This is a genomic window from Microbacterium sufflavum, assembly GCF_023091155.1.
GTDB lineage: Bacteria > Actinomycetota > Actinomycetes > Actinomycetales > Microbacteriaceae > Microbacterium > Microbacterium sufflavum.
Genome location: NZ_JAHWXK010000001.1, coordinates 2,300,267 through 2,315,251, shown reverse-complemented (window position 1 = coordinate 2,315,251; position 14,985 = coordinate 2,300,267). Strand labels below are relative to the sequence as shown.

Below are 14,985 nucleotides of genomic sequence, written 5' to 3'. Positions count from 1 at the left end.
CCCCCGCACCGGCGCCCGAACTCCGCCCCCCGGAGGAGTTCGTGTGGCGTCTCCACCTGATGAGACGGGCTCGCACACGATTCATTACGCGAATCGGAGAAAAAGTTCTGGGGAATCTCGTCAGCGGCGTCGGGCGACGATGAAGTCGCGGATCACCGGGGCGAGCGCGGCCCCGACATCGGCCGCGGGGCGCTTGTGTCCCGCGATCTCGAAGGAGTGACCGCCGCCCTCGATCCAGTGGACCCGGGCGTCCTGGCAGGCGGCGAGCGCCTCCTCGAACTGCGACAGCGGCTGGATGAACGGGTCGTTCGTCCCCTCGATGAACAGCTGCGGCACGGCGATCGCCGGAAGGTGCTCGGTACGCGGACGATCCGGGCGCCCCGGCGGGTGCAGGGGGTAGCCGAGGTACACGAGCCCGTCGACGGCGAGCCCCTCGGCGACCGCGAGCGACGCCATGCGCCCGCCGTACGACTTGCCCGCGGCCCAGATGCGTCGTCCCGGGTGGGCGGCCCGGGTGGCCTCGACGATCGCGCGCCAGGTGGCGACGGCGTGGGCAGCCGGACCCGGCATCTTCCGCCCCTGCTGGCTGTAGGGGAAGGAGAACCGTGCCGTCGCGAGACCGAGACCGTCGAGTGCCCCGGCGAGGCCGACGAGGAACGGGTGGTCCTTGCCCGCGCCGGCGCCGTGGGCGATCAGGACGATGTCGTCACTCTCGGCGTCCGTCCGATCGACCGACACCGTGACCGTGCCGTTGGGCAGCGCGACGTCGAGGGTGCTCATCGCTCGTCGTGCCGCGTCAGCGGATCGTGCCAGCGGCGCCGGGATCGGCCGGCCGCGGCGGCACCCCGGGCTCGGGGGCGGGAGCGGGCTCCGGGGCGGGAGCGGGCTCCGGGGCGGGAGCGGGTTCGGGGGCGGGAGCGGGTTCGGGGGCGGGCTCCGGGGCGGGAGCGGGAGCGGGCTCGGGGGCCGGAGCGGGGGCGGGGTCGGCGCCCGGCTCAGGTTCGGGGGCCGGCGCGGCCGGCGGAGCGGGCGCGGGAGCCGGGGCAGCCGGGGGTGCGGGAGCGGGAGCGGGGGTACCGGCGCCCGGGGTGATGCGCTCCCCGTAGCGCGGCGGCTCGTCCAGGTTCACGGGTGGGCGCACCGGAGCGACCCGCGTGGCACCGAGCACCTGGCGGGCCTTGGCCAGCGACGCCGCCTGCACCGTGACCTCGTAGTGATCGGCGGCGAACTGCGTGACGCTCGCGAAGTCGCGGCGCCGGCGGACGATCGCGTACGTCACGAGGCTCAGCAGCATGCCGACCGCGACACCGATGAAGACGAATCCCACGAACAGCTGGATGGGGACCTCGGGGTTGCCGAGCACGAGGATGGCCGACAGGAAGAGCCCGATCAGCACGCCGTTGATCGCGCCCGATCGGGCAGCGGCGGCATAGCCGAGGCGCCCCGTCACCCGCTCGACCGTGCGGACGCTCTGCCCGACGATCGCGATGTCCCGCGCCGGCACCTCTCCGGCGATCAGCTTCGACACCGTCTTCTGCGCGCTCTCGTAGTCGCGCATCGAGGCGACGATCTCGCCGGTGTCCGTGCCGTTCGCTGGGCGATTAAGCATGCTCATCAAGCCATTCTTCCATGCCGTGCTCACGGCCGCCGCGGATGGCGTGCGGCCGCCGCGGGCCAGACCCCCGGGATACGCTGGACGAGTGAGCACACAACGGGTCTTCGCCGCGCGCCTCGCAGGGTGCGCCGTCTTCGATCCCGTCGGCGACCGGCTCGGCAAGGTCCGGGATGTCGTCGTCGTGTATCGAAGTACCGCGGCCCCTCGTGTGATCGGCCTCGTGGTCGAGATCCCCGGCCGCCGCCACGTGTTCCTCTCGATCGGGCGGGTCACCTCGATCCGGTCGGGGCAGGTCATCACCACGGGCCTCATCAACGTGCGCCGCTTCTCACCGCGCGCCGGTGAGGTGCGGGTGCTCGCCGAGATGCTCGGGCGCCGCGTGAGCCTCATCGACGGCAGCGGCACCGCCGTCATCGAAGACGTGGCGATCGAGCCGAACCGTCTGGGCGAATGGGCCATCAGCCAGCTCTTCCTGCGGCGACCGAAGACCGGGGCCTCCCCCTTCGCCAAGGGGCCGACGACGTTCGCCGCCTGGAACGAGGTCGCCGAGGAGCGGGCGCCGGGCGAGGCGCAGTCCGCCGAGCAGCTCGTCGCGTCGTACTCCGAACTGCACGCCGCCGACCTCGCCAACACCCTCCTCGACCTGCCGCAGCAGCGCATGATCGAGGTCGCCGAAGAGCTCTCCGACGACCGTCTCGCCGACGCCCTGGAGGAGATGCCGGAGGACGAGCAGGTGCACATCCTCGACCGGCTCGGCGACGAGCGCGCCGCGGACATCCTCGACCAGATGGAGCCGGACGACGCCGCCGACCTGCTCGCACAGCTGCCGCCCAACCGCCTGGAGCAGCTGCTCGAGCTGATGGAGCCGGAAGAGGCAGAGGACGTCCGGATGCTGCTCCGCTACGGCCCCGACACGGCGGGCGGTCTGATGACGCCGGAGCCGATCATCCTCTCCGCCGACGCGACCGTGGCCGAGGCCCTGGCGCTCATCCGCCGTCACGAGCTGCACCCCGCCCTCGCCGCCGCGGTGTTCGTCACGCTGCCCCCGTTCGAGACCCCGACCGGACGCCTGCTGGGCCTCGTGCACTTCCAGCGGATGCTGCGCTACCCGCCGCACGAGCGCCTCGGCGCCATCCTCGACGACAGCCTCGAACCCGTCCCGGTCACGGCCTCCGCGGCCGAGGTCGCCCGCATGCTCGCCAGCTACGACCTGGTGTCGCTCCCCGTGGTCGACGCTGCCCACCGCCTCGTCGGCGCCATCAGCATCGACGACGTGCTGGACTACCTGCTGCCCGACGACTGGCGCACGCACGACAGCGACGACGCGTCGCCCACGACGGGGGCGCGCTGATGGCGAGGATGAGCCGGTCGACGCCGCGCCTGGACGCACCGGGGCGGGGAACCACGCGCCCCCGCACCACCTCCCGCGACCGCTTCGGACGGTTCACGGAGTGGGTCGCCCGGGCCATGGGCACGCCCGCCTTCCTCGTGATCCTCAGCCTGTTCTGCATCCTGTGGATCGGGTGGAACACGCTCATGCCGCACCACCTGCGCTTCGACGATGCGGCCCTGGGGTTCACCGCGCTCACGCTCATGCTGTCGCTGCAGGCCTCGTACGCCGCCCCGCTGATCCTGCTCGCGCAGAACCGGCAGGACGACCGCGACCGCGTGCAGATCGAGCAGGACCGCCAGCGGGCCGAGCGCAACCTCGCCGACACGGAGTACCTGGCGCGGGAGATCGTGGCGCTGCGCATGGCGCTCGAGGAGCGCAATTCGCAGGCGGTCACCCGAGACGTGCTGCGCCAGGAGCTGAAGGCGCTGCTGGCCGAGCTGAACGACGCCGAAGACGAGCCGGCGGGCGGCGCGACCCCATGACCGCGGCCGACAGCGTCCGCAGCGCCGTCTCCGCCGTCACGGACCCGGAGCTGCGACGCCCCATCGGTGAGCTCGACATGGTGCGGGACATCGAGGTCGACGGCACCGTCGCGCACGTCGGGATCGCGTTGACCATCGTCGGGTGCCCCGCCGCCGACCGCATCGAGCGGGATGTCCGCGCCGCGGCCGCCGCGGTGCCCGGCATCGAGACCGTCGAGGTGGACGTGGGGGTCATGACCCCCGCCGAGCGGAAGGCGCTGACCGAGAAGCTGCGCGCCGGTCGCCCGCCGCGCCACGTGCCGTTCGGACCCGAGTCGCTCACGCGCGTGATCCTCGTGTCCAGCGGGAAGGGCGGCGTCGGCAAGTCCACCGTCACCGCGAACCTCGCGGTCGCTCTCGCCCAGCGCGGGCTCGCGGTCGGCCTCGTCGACGCCGACGTGCACGGGTTCTCGATCCCCGGTCTGCTCGGCATCCCCGCCGGCACGCAGCCCACGCGCATCGACGACCTCATGCTGCCCCCGGTCGCGCACGGCGTGAAGGCGATCTCGATCGGGATGTTCCTGCGCGACGGCGAGTCGGTCGTCGCGTGGCGCGGGCCCATGCTGCATCGGACCGTGTCGCAGTTCCTCACCGACGTCTTCTTCGGCGACCTCGACGTGCTGCTGATCGACATGCCGCCCGGCACGGGAGACATCGCGATCTCCATCGGTCAGCTGCTCCCCCACGCGGAGGTCCTCGTGGTGACGACGCCGCAGGCGGCCGCATCGGAGGTGGCGATCCGCAGCGGATTGGTGGCGCGGCAGACCGGACAGCGGGTGATCGGCGTGGTCGAGAACATGGCGGCGTACACGCTCCCGGACGGCACCGTGGTCGACCTGTTCGGCGCGGGCGGCGGGGCGGCGGTCGCCGACGCCCTGTCGGAACCCGGCTCCCCGGTGCCGCTGTTGGCCTCGATCCCGCTCAGCCCCGCGCTGCGGCGGGGCGGCGACGTCGGCGACCCCGTCGTGATCGCCGAGCCGGACGACGCGGCGGCGACCGCGATCCGCACTCTGGCCGCACAGCTCGGACGACAGGGACGCGGCCTCGCCGGTCGACCGCTGCCGATGTCGATCTCCTGACCCGTGGAGGATGCACAGATGCCGCACCGCTCCGTGACCGTGGACGAGAGACTGCTCCGTCACATGGCGAGGGACGCCGCGATCTACACCCTCACGCGCCCGGTCGCCATCGTCATGTGGCTGGCGCTGGCCGCCGCCCTGATCATCGGCGTGCTCAACCTCACCGCGACCGCGCGCGCCGGGCAGGAGACGTCCGCCATCGTGGCCTTCACTCCGGCGGTCGCGGTCGCCCTCGGCCTCTATGCGGTGCTGCTGTCGGTGTCCAGCGCGCGCCGTGCGGTGCGGGCCGCCATGCCCGTGGAGAGCGTGGTGTGGGTGGCGCTGGAGGACGACCGGCTGCAGCTGGGCAGCGACCGGCGGCGCTCCGAGATCCCCTACTCCGAGTTCCAGCACGTCCGCGTCGGGCGCGACGCCGTGCTGCTCAAGGTGCGCGATGCCGCGGTCGCGACCGCGATCCCCCGCGTGCTGCTGAGCGACGACGACATCGCACGCCTGCGATCCCGCGTCTCCTGAGCCGTCGGGTCAGGTGGCCTCGGAGTCGAACGGAGGACGGTTCTGCGCATCGAACACCGGCGGCGCGGTGCGCGGGGCCACCGGTTCCGCGATGGTGGCGGCGACCGCGGCCGGGGTCGTCGGCTGCGGCTCCTCGAACAGGGCGTCGCGGATGATGCGCCGGGGGTCGTACTGCCGCGGGTCGAGCTTGCGCCAGTCGACGTCGTCGAGCTCCGGGCCCATCTCCTCCCGCATCCGCGACTTGGTGTCGCGCAGGTACTCGCCGGCCTTGCGGACGAGTCGCGCGAAGCTCTCGGCCGCACGGGGAAGACGTTCGGGTCCGATGATCAGCACCGCGATGAGGCCGATCAGCAGCAGCTTCTCGAAGGTCAGACCGAACGTCATGTGACCAGGCTACCGCCGCGCCTGCGGAGTCTGCGCGCAGACAGCCCATACCCTGGAGGCATCACCCACGCAGGCAGGGAGAGTCAGCCCATGAGCGAGCACGACGCCAACGCGCGCTTCCTTCGAGAATCCATCGTCGAACCGGATTCCCTCGCGAGGGCGCGCGCGCACGCGGTCGAGCTCGGTGCCGCCCCGGTGAGCGCCGCGGTCGGTTCGCAGATCGCCGTGCTCGCCGCCGCCGCGGGGGCGCGGTCGATCGTCGAGATCGGCACCGGTGCCGGCGTGTCCGGCCTCTGGCTGCTGCGCGGCGCCCCGCAGGCCGTCCTGACCACGATCGACAACGAGCCGGAGCATCTCGCCGCGGCACGCCAGGCGTTCGCCGACGCCCGCGTCCCGTCCACCCGCGCCCGCCTCATCACGGGTCGCGCGAGCGACGTGCTGCCGCGCATGAACGAGTCCTCGTACGACATCGTGCTGGTCGACGCCGACCCGGAGAACGTGATCGAGTACGTCGAGCACGGTTTGCGGCTCGCACGGGTCGGCGGGCTCGTGCTCGTGCCGCGCATCCTCGCCGGCGGTCGCGTGGCCGACCCCGTGCAGCGCGACGACGTGACCTCCGCCTACCGCTCGCTGGTGCAGGCGACCCAGGAGTCCTCCGCGGTGCTGGCCACGGTGTCGCCGGCCGGTGAGGGACTGCTGCAGCTGGTGCGCCTCGACGACCAGGACTGACCGCGGGCACGGGGCCGGAACAGCGAAAGAGGGCGATGGATCCGCGGATCCATCGCCCTCCTGGTTCCGCACGAGCGGACCCGGTTCGATCAGGCCGGCGTCACGACGGCACCCAGCACGTCGTGGAGCTCCTTCGCTTCGGCGTCGTTCACGGAGACGACCAGGCGGCCGCCGCCCTCGAGCGGAACGCGCACGATGATGAGTCGTCCTTCTTTCACGGCCTCCATCGGTCCGTCTCCGGTCCTCGGCTTCATCGCTGCCATCGTGGCTCCCTTTCCTCCGGTGGTATGGAACGAGTTTATCGGGTGACACCGCGCCGTGGACGTCACGCCGACACAATCCCGTTCTCCCGCGCGATCAGGGAACCTGCCAGAACGTGCTGCCGAGCGCATACACGTGGTAGATCCACACCCACTGACCGAGCAGGCACAGCACCAGCACGCCGAGACGCCAGGCGCGCGACCGGGGCACCGCGACCGCGCCCCACGCCGGGCTGAGCGGCAGCAGCAACCGGAACGTGCTCGACTGCGGGAAGAACACCGCCAGCAGGTACAGCAGGTAGCTCGCACTCCACAGGCGCAGGTCCGCACCCAGTGCCCGCACCGGGCGGGCGAACAGCAGCGCGAGGGCCGCGGCCACCACGAGCAGCACGAGCGCGACGGGTCCCCCCGCGGCGGGAAGCCCCCACAGCGAGAACCAGAACTGCGACGCCTGCACCCACCCCTCGAACGGCACGAAGCCGTCGACGCCGCCCACGATCCAGTGCCGACGCCAGGCGAGCTCGGTCGCGAGATACGCCCCGGGGTCGCCCGTGACGACGGCGGCGATCACCTGCCACGCGAAGCCGGTCGCGACGGCGAGCGCGCCGACCGCCACGATGTGCACCACCTCGCGCAGCGCGAGCGGATCGTCGCGGCGGTGGATCCAGCGGAGGATGCCGTGGAGGCCGAGGTACAGCGCGAACGCCAGAACCCCGGGTCGCGTGAAGCCCATCACCGGGATCAGCAGGTACAGCCACGCGTACTGCCTGCGGATCGTCGCGTCCAGGGCGAGGAACAGCAGCAGCAGGAACAGCGTCTCCGCATAGCCCACCTGGAACATCGCGGCCAGCGGCCCTGCGGCGAAGAACACGACCGCCCAGAGCGCGGCCCCGCTGCCGATGCGATCGCGCAGCAGGCGATGCAGCGCCAGGCAGGCCAGGTAGCCGGCGACGAGGGCGAGCACGAACGCTCCCGCTCCCCACGAGCCGAGCACGAAACCGAGCGCCTTCGCGGCGTATGCGAACACCGGCATGAACGCCCACGCGTTCTCGGCGACCTCGCCGGCGTCGGTCAGCGGCAGCTCGCTCGGATACCCGTGGACGGCCACCTGCCAGTACCACTGGGCGTCCCAGCCGAGCACGAAGTCGATCAGGCCCGCGTCACCCCCGAAGCGCGAGAAGACGGTGGACAGCGACGCCGCCGCGATCAGGAACCCCGTCGTCACGACGCGCGCGCCGAGATAGATCAGGCCGATGCGCAGCGGAAGGGGAAGCCGAGCCCAGCGACGTGCCGTGCTCAGTGCGAGGTGAGCCATGCCCGCAGGCCCTGCTCGACCGCCGCGATCTGCGCGAGCGGCACCCGCTCCTCGTCGTGGTGGGCGAGGTGGGGGTCACCGGGGCCGTAGTTCACGGCGGGGATGCCCAGCGCCGAGAAGCGCGCCACGTCGGTCCAGCCGTACTTCGGGCGCGGCTCGGCGCCGACCGCCGCCACGAAGTCCCGCGCGATGTCGGCGTCCAGCCCGGGGCGTGCCCCCTCGGCCGCATCCGTGATCTCCACGTCGAACCCCGCGAGCACCGCGCGCACGTGGGCCTCGGCGTCGGCGGCCGACTTGCTGGGCGCGAAGCGGTAGTTGACCTCGACCTCGCACGCGTCGGGGATGACGTTGCCCGCCACCCCGCCGGCGATGCGGACGGCACTGAGGCTCTCGCGGTACAGCAGCCCCTCGACCGGGACCTCCCGAGCGCGGTACTCGGCCAGACGGGTGAGGATGGGCGCGGCGCGATGGATGGCGTTCTCGCCGATCCACGCCCGGGCACTGTGGGCGCGGACACCCGAGGTACGCACGATCGCCCGCAGCGTGCCGTTGCAGCCGCCCTCGACCTCGCCGTTCGACGGTTCGCCCAGGATCGCGAAGTCCGCCTGGAGCAGGTCGGGACGTGCCGCCGCCAGCAGCGCGAGCCCGTTCTTGGTCGCCTCGACCTCTTCGTTGTCGTACCACATCCACGTGATGTCGACCGCGGGGTCGGTCAGCTCGGCCGCGAGCTTCAGCTGCACCGCGGTGCCCGCCTTCATGTCGACCGTGCCGCGCCCCCACAGGTAGGGCTCGCCGTCGACCTCGATGTCGCGCGTGGGAAGGTTGCCGTTCACGGGCACGGTGTCGATGTGGCCGGCGATCGCCACGCGACGGTCTCGGCCGCGGTCGGTGCGGGCGACGATCGTGTTCCCGTGCCGGATGACCTCGAGGTGCGCGAGGGGGGCGACGGCCTGCTCGATGGCGTCGGCGAGCGTCTTCTCGTCGCCCGAGACGCTCCGGATGTCGCAGATCGCGCGGGTGAGGGCAGCAGAGGACGCGGTCAGATCGAGCACCATGCCCTCAGCCTACCGACCGTCGTCATGCGGGCGGAGGCCCGGGTCGGCCCGCGATACCGTGGAGGTATGAGCGACGCGAGAACTGTGTGGGGCATCGGACTGACCACGACCGCCGGCGACGGCACCGTCCTGGACGCCTGGTTCCCCGAGGTGCGCACCGTCGCCCCCTCGACCGAGGACGCCGCGGCCGCGGTCGACGCCCTGGTCCCGCTCGCCGGGCCGGACGAGCGCCGCAACGTGACGGTCGAGGTCGTCCAGCTCCAGGTCGACCTCGACGCCGCCCCCGCCTCCACCGCGGACGCGTACCTGCGGCTGCACGCGCTGTCGCACCTGGTCGCACGCCCGAACGAGCTGAACCTGGACGGCATCTTCGCCCACCTGCCGAACGTGGCCTGGACGAACGCCGGACCTGTCCTGCCGTCCGACGCGGCCCGTCTGCGCCCGCAGCTCCAGCGGGCGGGCATCCAGGTGCAGGGGCTCGACAAGTTCCCGCGCCTGACCGACTACGTCCAGCCCGCCGGTGTCCGCATCGCCGATGCGTCCCGCGTGCGCCTCGGCGCCCACCTCTCCCCCGGCACCACCGTGATGCACGAGGGCTTCGTGAACTTCAACGCCGGTACGCTCGGCGCCTCCATGGTCGAGGGCCGCATCTCGCAGGGTGTCGTCGTGGGCGACGGCAGCGACATCGGTGGCGGCGCCTCCATCATGGGCACGCTCTCCGGCGGCGGCACGCACCGTGTCTCGATCGGGTCGCGCACGCTCCTGGGCGCCAACGCGGGGATCGGCATCTCGCTGGGTGACGACTGCGTGGTCGAGGCCGGGCTCTACGTCACGGCTGGCACCAAGATCGTGCTGGCCGACGGCCCGGTCACTCCGGACGGCGGCCGTCCGACCGTGAAGGGCGCGGAGCTGTCCGGCCGCGACGGCCTCCTGTTCCGCCGCAACTCCCTCACCGGTGCAGTCGAGGCGGTCCAGCGCGCCGGCGTCGGGGTCACGCTGAACGACGCGCTGCACGCCTGACACCGGGCATGCGGCCTCCGGCATGCCGCCACTGGTAGACTGACACCGCTGCTCGCGCCGCCGGCCGTCAGCATCGTCGTCGTCTAGGGGTCTCCGAGGACCGAAGCGAGCGCCTGGCGCTCCCATCACCAGCCCGAACTGGCCATACGTACGGCGAACGGACGCGCGATCCGCCGCGTCCTCGCCCACCCCACCCCACTACCGCGCCCCTGTCGGGCGCTGACGGAGTTTTCTGCATGCCTTCCTTCCTCGATCTCGGCGTTCCCGCCGAGCTCGCCGCCGTTCTCGCCGCCTCCGGCAAGACCGAGGCGTTCGCGATCCAGCGCGACACCCTTCCCGATTCGCTCGCCGGCCGTGACCTCCTCGGTCGCGGACGCACCGGCAGCGGCAAGACCATCGCCTTCGCCCTTCCGCTCGTGGCGCGGCTCGCGGCCTCGGGCACCAAGCGCCGCGCCGGGCTCCCCCGCGGCCTGGTGCTCGCGCCGACCCGAGAGCTCGCGACGCAGATCGCCGCCACCGTCGCCCCGCTCGCCGAGGCCGTCGGGCTCCGCGTCACCACCGTGTTCGGCGGTGTCAGCCAGCGTCCGCAGGAGAAAGCGCTGCAGGGCGGCGTCGACATCGTGGTGGCCTGCCCCGGTCGCCTCGAAGACCTCATGAAGCAGCAGGTCGTGCGTCTGAGCGCGATCGAGGTCGCGGTGCTCGACGAGGCCGACCACATGGCCGACCTCGGCTTCCTCCCCGGCGTCACCCGCATCCTCGCGGCGACGCCCGCCGACGGACAGCGCCTGCTGTTCAGCGCGACCCTCGACCGCGGCATCGACACCCTCGCCCGCCGGTTCCTCTCGAACCCGGTCAGCCACGAGGTCGATGAGGCGAGCGTGCCCGTGGGCGAGATGACGCACCGCGTGCTGGTGGTCGACTCCACCGAGAACAAGACCGTGCTCGTGCGCGACCTGGCGTCCGGCACCGGCCGTCGCATCCTGTTCACGCGCACGAAGCACCAGGCGAAGAAGCTCGCCAAGCAGCTCACGGCCGCCGGCATCCCCGCGGTCGACCTGCACGGCAACCTCTCGCAGAACGCGCGCGAGCGCAACCTCGGCGCGTTCTCGACCGCTCCGGAGGACGGCGGGGTGCGCGTGCTCGTGGCCACGGATGTCGCGGCGCGCGGTGTGCACGTCGACAACGTCGACCTCGTGGTGCACGTCGACCCGCCCGTCGAGCACAAGGCCTATCTGCACCGCTCCGGCCGCACCGCGCGTGCCGGCGCCGCGGGCACGGTGGTCACGGTCGTGCTCCCCGAGCAGCGCCGCGACGTGAAGGACCTGCTGCGCAAGGCCGCGATCTCGGCCCCGCTCGAAGAGCTCACCCCGGCCGCGGTGACCGAGCTGGTGCCGGAGCGCGCGCCGCACGTGCGCCCCGCACCGGTGCAGCAGGCGCCGCAGCGCCCGGCCGCCAAGCAGCGCCCCGCCGGTGGCGAGCGCAGCTCCGCGGCGACCCCGCCCGCGCGACGTCGCCGCCGCCGCTCCGGCGGTCAGGGCGGCGGCCAGGGCGCCAGCTACTCCACGCAGACCGGCGGCGCTTCGCGCCAGGGCGGCCAGTCCCGCCAGGGCGGTGGCCGCGGCTCGCAGGGCCGCTGACACCCCTGCCACCCGGAACGGTGCCCCTCTTCACGGAGGGGCACCGTTCTGCGTTGCGCTGCCGGACGCCGAAACGCCCCCTCCGATGTGACGGAGGGGGCGTTTCGGGTGACGGCTCAGCGCGTCGGGAAGGACCGCTCGGGCGAACCCGTGTACAGCTGCTGCGGGCGGCCGATCTTGGTCTGCGGGTCGAGCTGCAGCTCACGCCACTGCGCGAGCCAGCCCGGGAGCCGTCCGATCGCGAACAGCACCGTGAACATGCGCGTCGGGAAGCCCATCGCCTTGTAGATCACGCCGGTGTAGAAATCGACGTTCGGGTAGAGGCGACGCTCGCGGAAGTAGTCGTCGGCGAGCGCGAGCTCCTCGAGCTCCTTCGCCAGATCGAGCAGCGGGTCTGTCACGCCCAGCGAGGCGAGCACCTCGTCGGCCGCCTCCTTGACGAGCTTGGCGCGCGGGTCGTAGTTCTTGTAGACCCGGTGCCCGAAGCCCATCAGCTTCACGCCCTCTTCCTTGTTCTTCACCCGCTCCACGAAGCGCGCGACGCTCTGCCCCGAGTCGCGGATCTGACCGAGCATCGTCAGCACGGCCTCGTTCGCACCGCCGTGCAGCGGGCCGGAGAGCGCCTGGATGCCGGCGGACACGGAGGCGAACTGGTTCGCGCCCGTCGAGCCGACGAGGCGGACGGTCGACGTGGAGGCGTTCTGCTCGTGGTCCTCGTGCAGGATCAGCAGCAGCTCGAGCGCCTTCGCCATGACCGGGTTGATCTCGTACGGCTCGGAGTTGACCCCGAAGTTGAGCTTGAGGAAGTTCTCCACGAACCCGAGGGAGTTGTCGGGGTACAGGAACGCCTGCCCGACGCTCTTCTTGTGCGCGTAGGCCGCGATCACCGGGAGCTTGGCGAGCATGCGGATCATGTTCAGCTCGACGTGCTCGGGGTTGTGCGGGTCGGTCTGGCCCTCGTAGTACGTCGACAGGGCGGCGACCGCCGAGGACAGCACGGACATGGGGTGCGCGGTGTGCGGCAGCGCGGAGAAGAAGCGCTTGAGGTCTTCGTGCAGCAGCGTGTGGCGGCGGATCTTCTCGTCGAACTCGGCGAGCTCGGATGCCGAGGGCAGCTCGCCGTAGATGAGCAGCCACGCCACCTCGAGGTAGCTGGTGCTCCCGGCGAGCTGTTCGATCGGGTAGCCGCGGTAGCGCAGGATGCCCTTGTCGCCGTCGATGAAGGTGATCTCGGACTTGGTCGAGGCGGTGTTCACGAAGCCGTAGTCGAGTCCGGTGTACCCGGTCTGCCTAGTCAACGTCGAGAAATCGATGCTGTCGTGGCCGGCCGTGCCGCGCACCACGGGGAATTCGGCGGTGGTGTCACCGATCGTCAGCTTCGCCGTCTGGTCTGCTGCAGCGCTCACGCGCCCTCCTCCTTTGTCTGACCGCCTGCGCGTCGCGGGGGTGTCAGCACGTTCGTGATCAAGCCGGAAGTGGCGATCTCTCGGCGCCGAGCGCCTGGTCGGGTGACGACCGAATCGCTTTTACAGCCTAGTAGTCCCACCGGCCTACTGTGACAACCGCCAAACAGATCGCCGCTGAGCTGAGGGAAGCTACAGAGCGCCGTCGTGCAGGCGCTCTGCCGCCGCGCTCACCCGCTCGGTCGGCGCGGTCAGCGCGAGCCGCACGTGCTGCGCCGCGTCGGCACCGTAGAAGGGGCCGGGACCCGCGAGGATGCCCAGGTCGGCGAGCCGCCCCAGCGACTCCCACGCGTCGCGTCCCTCCGTCGCCCACAGGTAGAGACCCGCCTCCGAGCCGTCGATGCGGAAGCCGGCGGCCTCCAGGGCCGGACGGAGCAGGTCGCGCCTGGCGCGGTACAGCTCCTTCTGCGCGGCCACGTGCGCGTCGTCGCCGAGCGCCACGGCCATCGCGTGCTGCACCGGAGCGGGCGGCATGAGGCCGAGGTGCTTGCGGGCGGTGAGCAGCTCCCCCACGATGCGGGCGCACCCGGCCACGAAGGCGGCGCGATACCCCGCGAGGTTCGACTGCTTGCTGAGCGAGTACACGCTGAGCAGGTTGGCGCGGCTGCCGTCGGTCACCCGCGGGTCCAGCACGGACGGGATCGGCTCCGTCGACCACGGGCCGTCCCACCCCAGCTCCGCGTAGCACTCGTCGCTCGCCAGGACCGCGCCCAGCTCGCGCGCGCGACGCACGGCGGCCGCGAGCTCCGCGACGCTCCAGGTGCGCCCGTCGGGGTTGCCCGGGGTGTTGATCCAGATGAGCTTCGTGCCCTCGGGCCACTCCGCCGGATCGTCGGCCGCGAGCGGTGTGGCTCCGGCGACGCGGGCGCCCACGTCGTACGTCGGATAGGCCACGCGCGGGTGCACCACGATGTCGCCCGGACCGAGACCGAGCAGCGTGGGCAGGAGCCCGACGAGCTCCTTCGAGCCGATCGTGGGTAGCACGTTGTCGATGCGCAGATCCGGCACGCCGCGGCGGCGCGCATACCAGGCGACGATGGCCTCGCGCAGCGCGGGCGTGCCGACCGTCTGCGGATAGGCGTGGGCGTCTGTCGCCTCGGCGAGCGCCCGGCGGATGATGTCAGGCGTCGGGTCGACGGGCGAGCCGACCGAGAGGTCGACCAGACCGCCCGGGTGCTGCGCTGCGCGGTCACGGAACGGGACGACCGCGTCCCACGGGTAGTCGGCGAGGTCGCGGACGCTCACGGCCGGCGCCTACTCGCCCTGCGGCGGCAGCGCGGCGATGATCGGGTGGTCGAACGGGTAGACGCCGACCTTGGCGGCGCCTCCCGGCGAGCCGATCTCGTCGAAGAACTCGACGTTGGCCTTGTAGTAGTCCTGCCACTCGTCGGGCAGGTCGTCCTCGTAGTAGATGGCCTCGACGGGGCACACCGGCTCACAGGCACCGCAGTCGACGCATTCGTCCGGGTGGATGTACAACGACCGTTCGCCCTCGTAGATGCAGTCAACGGGGCACTCGTCGATGCAGGCGCGATCCTTGACATCGACGCACGGGAGGGCGATCACATACGTCACCGCTCCAGTCTACGTCGCGCTCGGCTCCCGGTCCTCCGTCGGCGCGCTCGCGGGTCGTGCGGGCGGGCGGGAGAACGACGGCCACGCGACCACGAGCAGCACGATCCCCGCCGCCAGGTAGGTCCAGATGCGACCGGCGAGCGAGTCCTGCACCACGACGGAGCCGCCGGGGCCCACACCGGAGATCATGACCAGCATGCCGAGCATCCCGAGCCCTGCGGCGACGGCCGCCCAGCGGTCGTGGGTGAGCGCGCGGATCGCCACCAGGATGGCGGCGCAGGCGATCGCCGCGACGATCAGGCCGACTGGGATCGGGCCCCACGTCACGCTGTGCGCGATGGTCCCGGCCACGCCGTAGACACCGCCGACCAGGGCCGCGGCGACCCACGACAGCACCCTCGAGATCCCGTTCACGCGCACCCCTCG

17 protein-coding genes are annotated in these 14,985 nt (G+C 72.1%); 7 read left to right on the top strand and 10 right to left on the bottom strand.

From position 1 onward, the window contains the following. Positions 1-120: 120 nt before the first annotated feature. A complete protein-coding gene (locus KZC56_RS11225) occupies positions 121-780 on the bottom strand; it encodes an alpha/beta hydrolase family protein (protein WP_136029990.1) in 660 nt (219 codons plus the stop codon). A gap of 16 nt (positions 781-796) precedes the next feature. Next, the gene (locus tag KZC56_RS11220; RefSeq protein WP_247638575.1) at positions 797-1,615 is read right to left on the bottom strand and encodes a YflT domain-containing protein; all 819 of its coding nucleotides are present in this window, start codon (positions 1,613-1,615) and stop codon (positions 797-799) included. Positions 1,616-1,700: 85 nt separating this feature from the next. Between KZC56_RS11220 and KZC56_RS11215 the strand changes: the two genes are divergently transcribed. Genes KZC56_RS11215 through KZC56_RS11200 form a run of 4 tightly spaced genes read left to right on the top strand, consistent with a single transcriptional unit; the run spans position 1,701 to position 5,121 of the window. Next, positions 1,701-2,966 carry a magnesium transporter MgtE N-terminal domain-containing protein gene (locus KZC56_RS11215; RefSeq protein ID WP_136033187.1) on the top strand — a complete coding sequence of 422 codons (1,266 nt, stop codon included), beginning with the start codon at positions 1,701-1,703 and terminating at the stop codon, positions 2,964-2,966. After that, positions 2,966-3,490 carry a DUF1003 domain-containing protein gene (locus KZC56_RS11210; protein WP_136033189.1) on the top strand — a complete coding sequence of 175 codons (525 nt, stop codon included), beginning with the start codon at positions 2,966-2,968 and terminating at the stop codon, positions 3,488-3,490. The genes KZC56_RS11215 and KZC56_RS11210 overlap by 1 nt, the downstream gene beginning before the upstream one ends. Further along, the gene (locus KZC56_RS11205) at positions 3,487-4,608 is read left to right on the top strand and encodes an Mrp/NBP35 family ATP-binding protein (protein WP_247638574.1); all 1,122 of its coding nucleotides are present in this window, start codon (positions 3,487-3,489) and stop codon (positions 4,606-4,608) included. Before KZC56_RS11210 ends, KZC56_RS11205 begins: the two co-directional genes overlap by 4 nt. Before the next feature lie 18 nt (positions 4,609-4,626). Beyond that, complete coding sequence (locus KZC56_RS11200) at positions 4,627-5,121, top strand: YcxB family protein (protein WP_136035377.1); 495 nt, start codon at positions 4,627-4,629, stop codon at positions 5,119-5,121. 9 nt (positions 5,122-5,130) lie between these two features. On the opposite strand, the gene KZC56_RS11195 is transcribed toward KZC56_RS11200, so the two are convergent. Next, positions 5,131-5,505 (bottom strand): twin-arginine translocase TatA/TatE family subunit, encoded by a 375-nt coding sequence (locus tag KZC56_RS11195; RefSeq protein ID WP_136033195.1) that lies wholly within the window; start codon positions 5,503-5,505, stop codon positions 5,131-5,133. A 90-nt stretch (positions 5,506-5,595) separates the two neighbouring features. Here KZC56_RS11195 and KZC56_RS11190 point away from each other — a divergent pair, with 90 nt between their 5' ends. After that, positions 5,596-6,234, top strand: coding sequence for an O-methyltransferase (locus KZC56_RS11190; RefSeq protein ID WP_136033197.1), 639 nt, complete (start codon positions 5,596-5,598; stop codon positions 6,232-6,234). An 89-nt stretch (positions 6,235-6,323) separates the two neighbouring features. On the opposite strand, the gene KZC56_RS11185 is transcribed toward KZC56_RS11190, so the two are convergent. The 3 genes from KZC56_RS11185 to dapE all read right to left on the bottom strand — a co-directional run bounded on the left by KZC56_RS11185 (position 6,324) and on the right by dapE (position 8,864). Continuing rightward, entirely contained in the window at positions 6,324-6,497 is a 174-nt protein-coding gene (locus KZC56_RS11185) for a DUF3117 domain-containing protein (protein ID WP_136033199.1), read from the bottom strand. 94 nt (positions 6,498-6,591) lie between these two features. Next, on the bottom strand, positions 6,592-7,809 hold the full coding sequence (locus KZC56_RS11180) for a hypothetical protein (RefSeq protein ID WP_136035379.1): 1,218 nt from the start codon (positions 7,807-7,809) through the stop codon (positions 6,592-6,594). Beyond that, positions 7,791-8,864, bottom strand: a complete 1,074-nt coding sequence (gene dapE / locus KZC56_RS11175) for a succinyl-diaminopimelate desuccinylase (RefSeq protein ID WP_247638573.1) — start codon at positions 8,862-8,864, stop codon at positions 7,791-7,793. Before dapE ends, KZC56_RS11180 begins: the two co-directional genes overlap by 19 nt. Before the next feature lie 66 nt (positions 8,865-8,930). On the opposite strand from dapE, the gene dapD reads away from it, so the two are divergent. Together dapD and KZC56_RS11165 are read left to right on the top strand one after the other, a co-directional pair. Next, positions 8,931-9,884, top strand: a complete 954-nt coding sequence (gene dapD, locus KZC56_RS11170; protein ID WP_136033204.1) for a 2,3,4,5-tetrahydropyridine-2,6-dicarboxylate N-succinyltransferase — start codon at positions 8,931-8,933, stop codon at positions 9,882-9,884. A 236-nt stretch (positions 9,885-10,120) separates the two neighbouring features. Further along, positions 10,121-11,521: a DEAD/DEAH box helicase gene (locus tag KZC56_RS11165; RefSeq protein ID WP_206251515.1), complete on the top strand. Its 1,401-nt coding sequence runs from the start codon at positions 10,121-10,123 to the stop codon at positions 11,519-11,521. Positions 11,522-11,637: 116 nt separating this feature from the next. Here the strand turns inward: KZC56_RS11165 and KZC56_RS11160 are convergent, their stop codons facing one another. From KZC56_RS11160 to KZC56_RS11145, 4 genes are all read right to left on the bottom strand, one after another. Continuing rightward, positions 11,638-12,927, bottom strand: a complete 1,290-nt coding sequence (locus KZC56_RS11160) for a citrate synthase (RefSeq protein ID WP_136028647.1) — start codon at positions 12,925-12,927, stop codon at positions 11,638-11,640. 189 nt (positions 12,928-13,116) lie between these two features. Further along, a complete protein-coding gene (dapC, locus tag KZC56_RS11155; RefSeq protein ID WP_136028646.1) occupies positions 13,117-14,229 on the bottom strand; it encodes a succinyldiaminopimelate transaminase in 1,113 nt (370 codons plus the stop codon). A 9-nt stretch (positions 14,230-14,238) separates the two neighbouring features. Then, positions 14,239-14,559: a ferredoxin gene (gene fdxA / locus KZC56_RS11150; RefSeq protein ID WP_017203330.1), complete on the bottom strand. Its 321-nt coding sequence runs from the start codon at positions 14,557-14,559 to the stop codon at positions 14,239-14,241. 9 nt (positions 14,560-14,568) lie between these two features. Continuing rightward, positions 14,569-14,973, bottom strand: a complete 405-nt coding sequence (locus tag KZC56_RS11145; RefSeq protein WP_206251516.1) for a hypothetical protein — start codon at positions 14,971-14,973, stop codon at positions 14,569-14,571. Positions 14,974-14,985 lie beyond the last annotated feature (12 nt).

What these genes read in the sequence shown, in the direction of transcription:
- KZC56_RS11225 (WP_136029990.1), bottom strand. Translation starts at nt 780, where the DNA reads ATGAGCACCCTCGACGTCGCGCTGCCCAACGGCACGGTCACGGTGTCG.
- KZC56_RS11220 (WP_247638575.1), bottom strand. Translation starts at nt 1,615, where the DNA reads ATGAGCATGCTTAATCGCCCAGCGAACGGCACGGACACCGGCGAGATC.
- KZC56_RS11210 (WP_136033189.1), top strand. Translation starts at nt 2,966, where the DNA reads ATGGCGAGGATGAGCCGGTCGACGCCGCGCCTGGACGCACCGGGGCGG.
- KZC56_RS11205 (WP_247638574.1), top strand. Translation starts at nt 3,487, where the DNA reads ATGACCGCGGCCGACAGCGTCCGCAGCGCCGTCTCCGCCGTCACGGAC.
- KZC56_RS11200 (WP_136035377.1), top strand. Translation starts at nt 4,627, where the DNA reads ATGCCGCACCGCTCCGTGACCGTGGACGAGAGACTGCTCCGTCACATG.
- KZC56_RS11195 (WP_136033195.1), bottom strand. Translation starts at nt 5,505, where the DNA reads ATGACGTTCGGTCTGACCTTCGAGAAGCTGCTGCTGATCGGCCTCATC.
- KZC56_RS11190 (WP_136033197.1), top strand. Translation starts at nt 5,596, where the DNA reads ATGAGCGAGCACGACGCCAACGCGCGCTTCCTTCGAGAATCCATCGTC.
- KZC56_RS11185 (WP_136033199.1), bottom strand. Translation starts at nt 6,497, where the DNA reads ATGGCAGCGATGAAGCCGAGGACCGGAGACGGACCGATGGAGGCCGTG.
- KZC56_RS11180 (WP_136035379.1), bottom strand. Translation starts at nt 7,809, where the DNA reads ATGGCTCACCTCGCACTGAGCACGGCACGTCGCTGGGCTCGGCTTCCC.
- dapE (WP_247638573.1), bottom strand. Translation starts at nt 8,864, where the DNA reads ATGGTGCTCGATCTGACCGCGTCCTCTGCTGCCCTCACCCGCGCGATC.
- dapD (WP_136033204.1), top strand. Translation starts at nt 8,931, where the DNA reads ATGAGCGACGCGAGAACTGTGTGGGGCATCGGACTGACCACGACCGCC.
- KZC56_RS11165 (WP_206251515.1), top strand. Translation starts at nt 10,121, where the DNA reads ATGCCTTCCTTCCTCGATCTCGGCGTTCCCGCCGAGCTCGCCGCCGTT.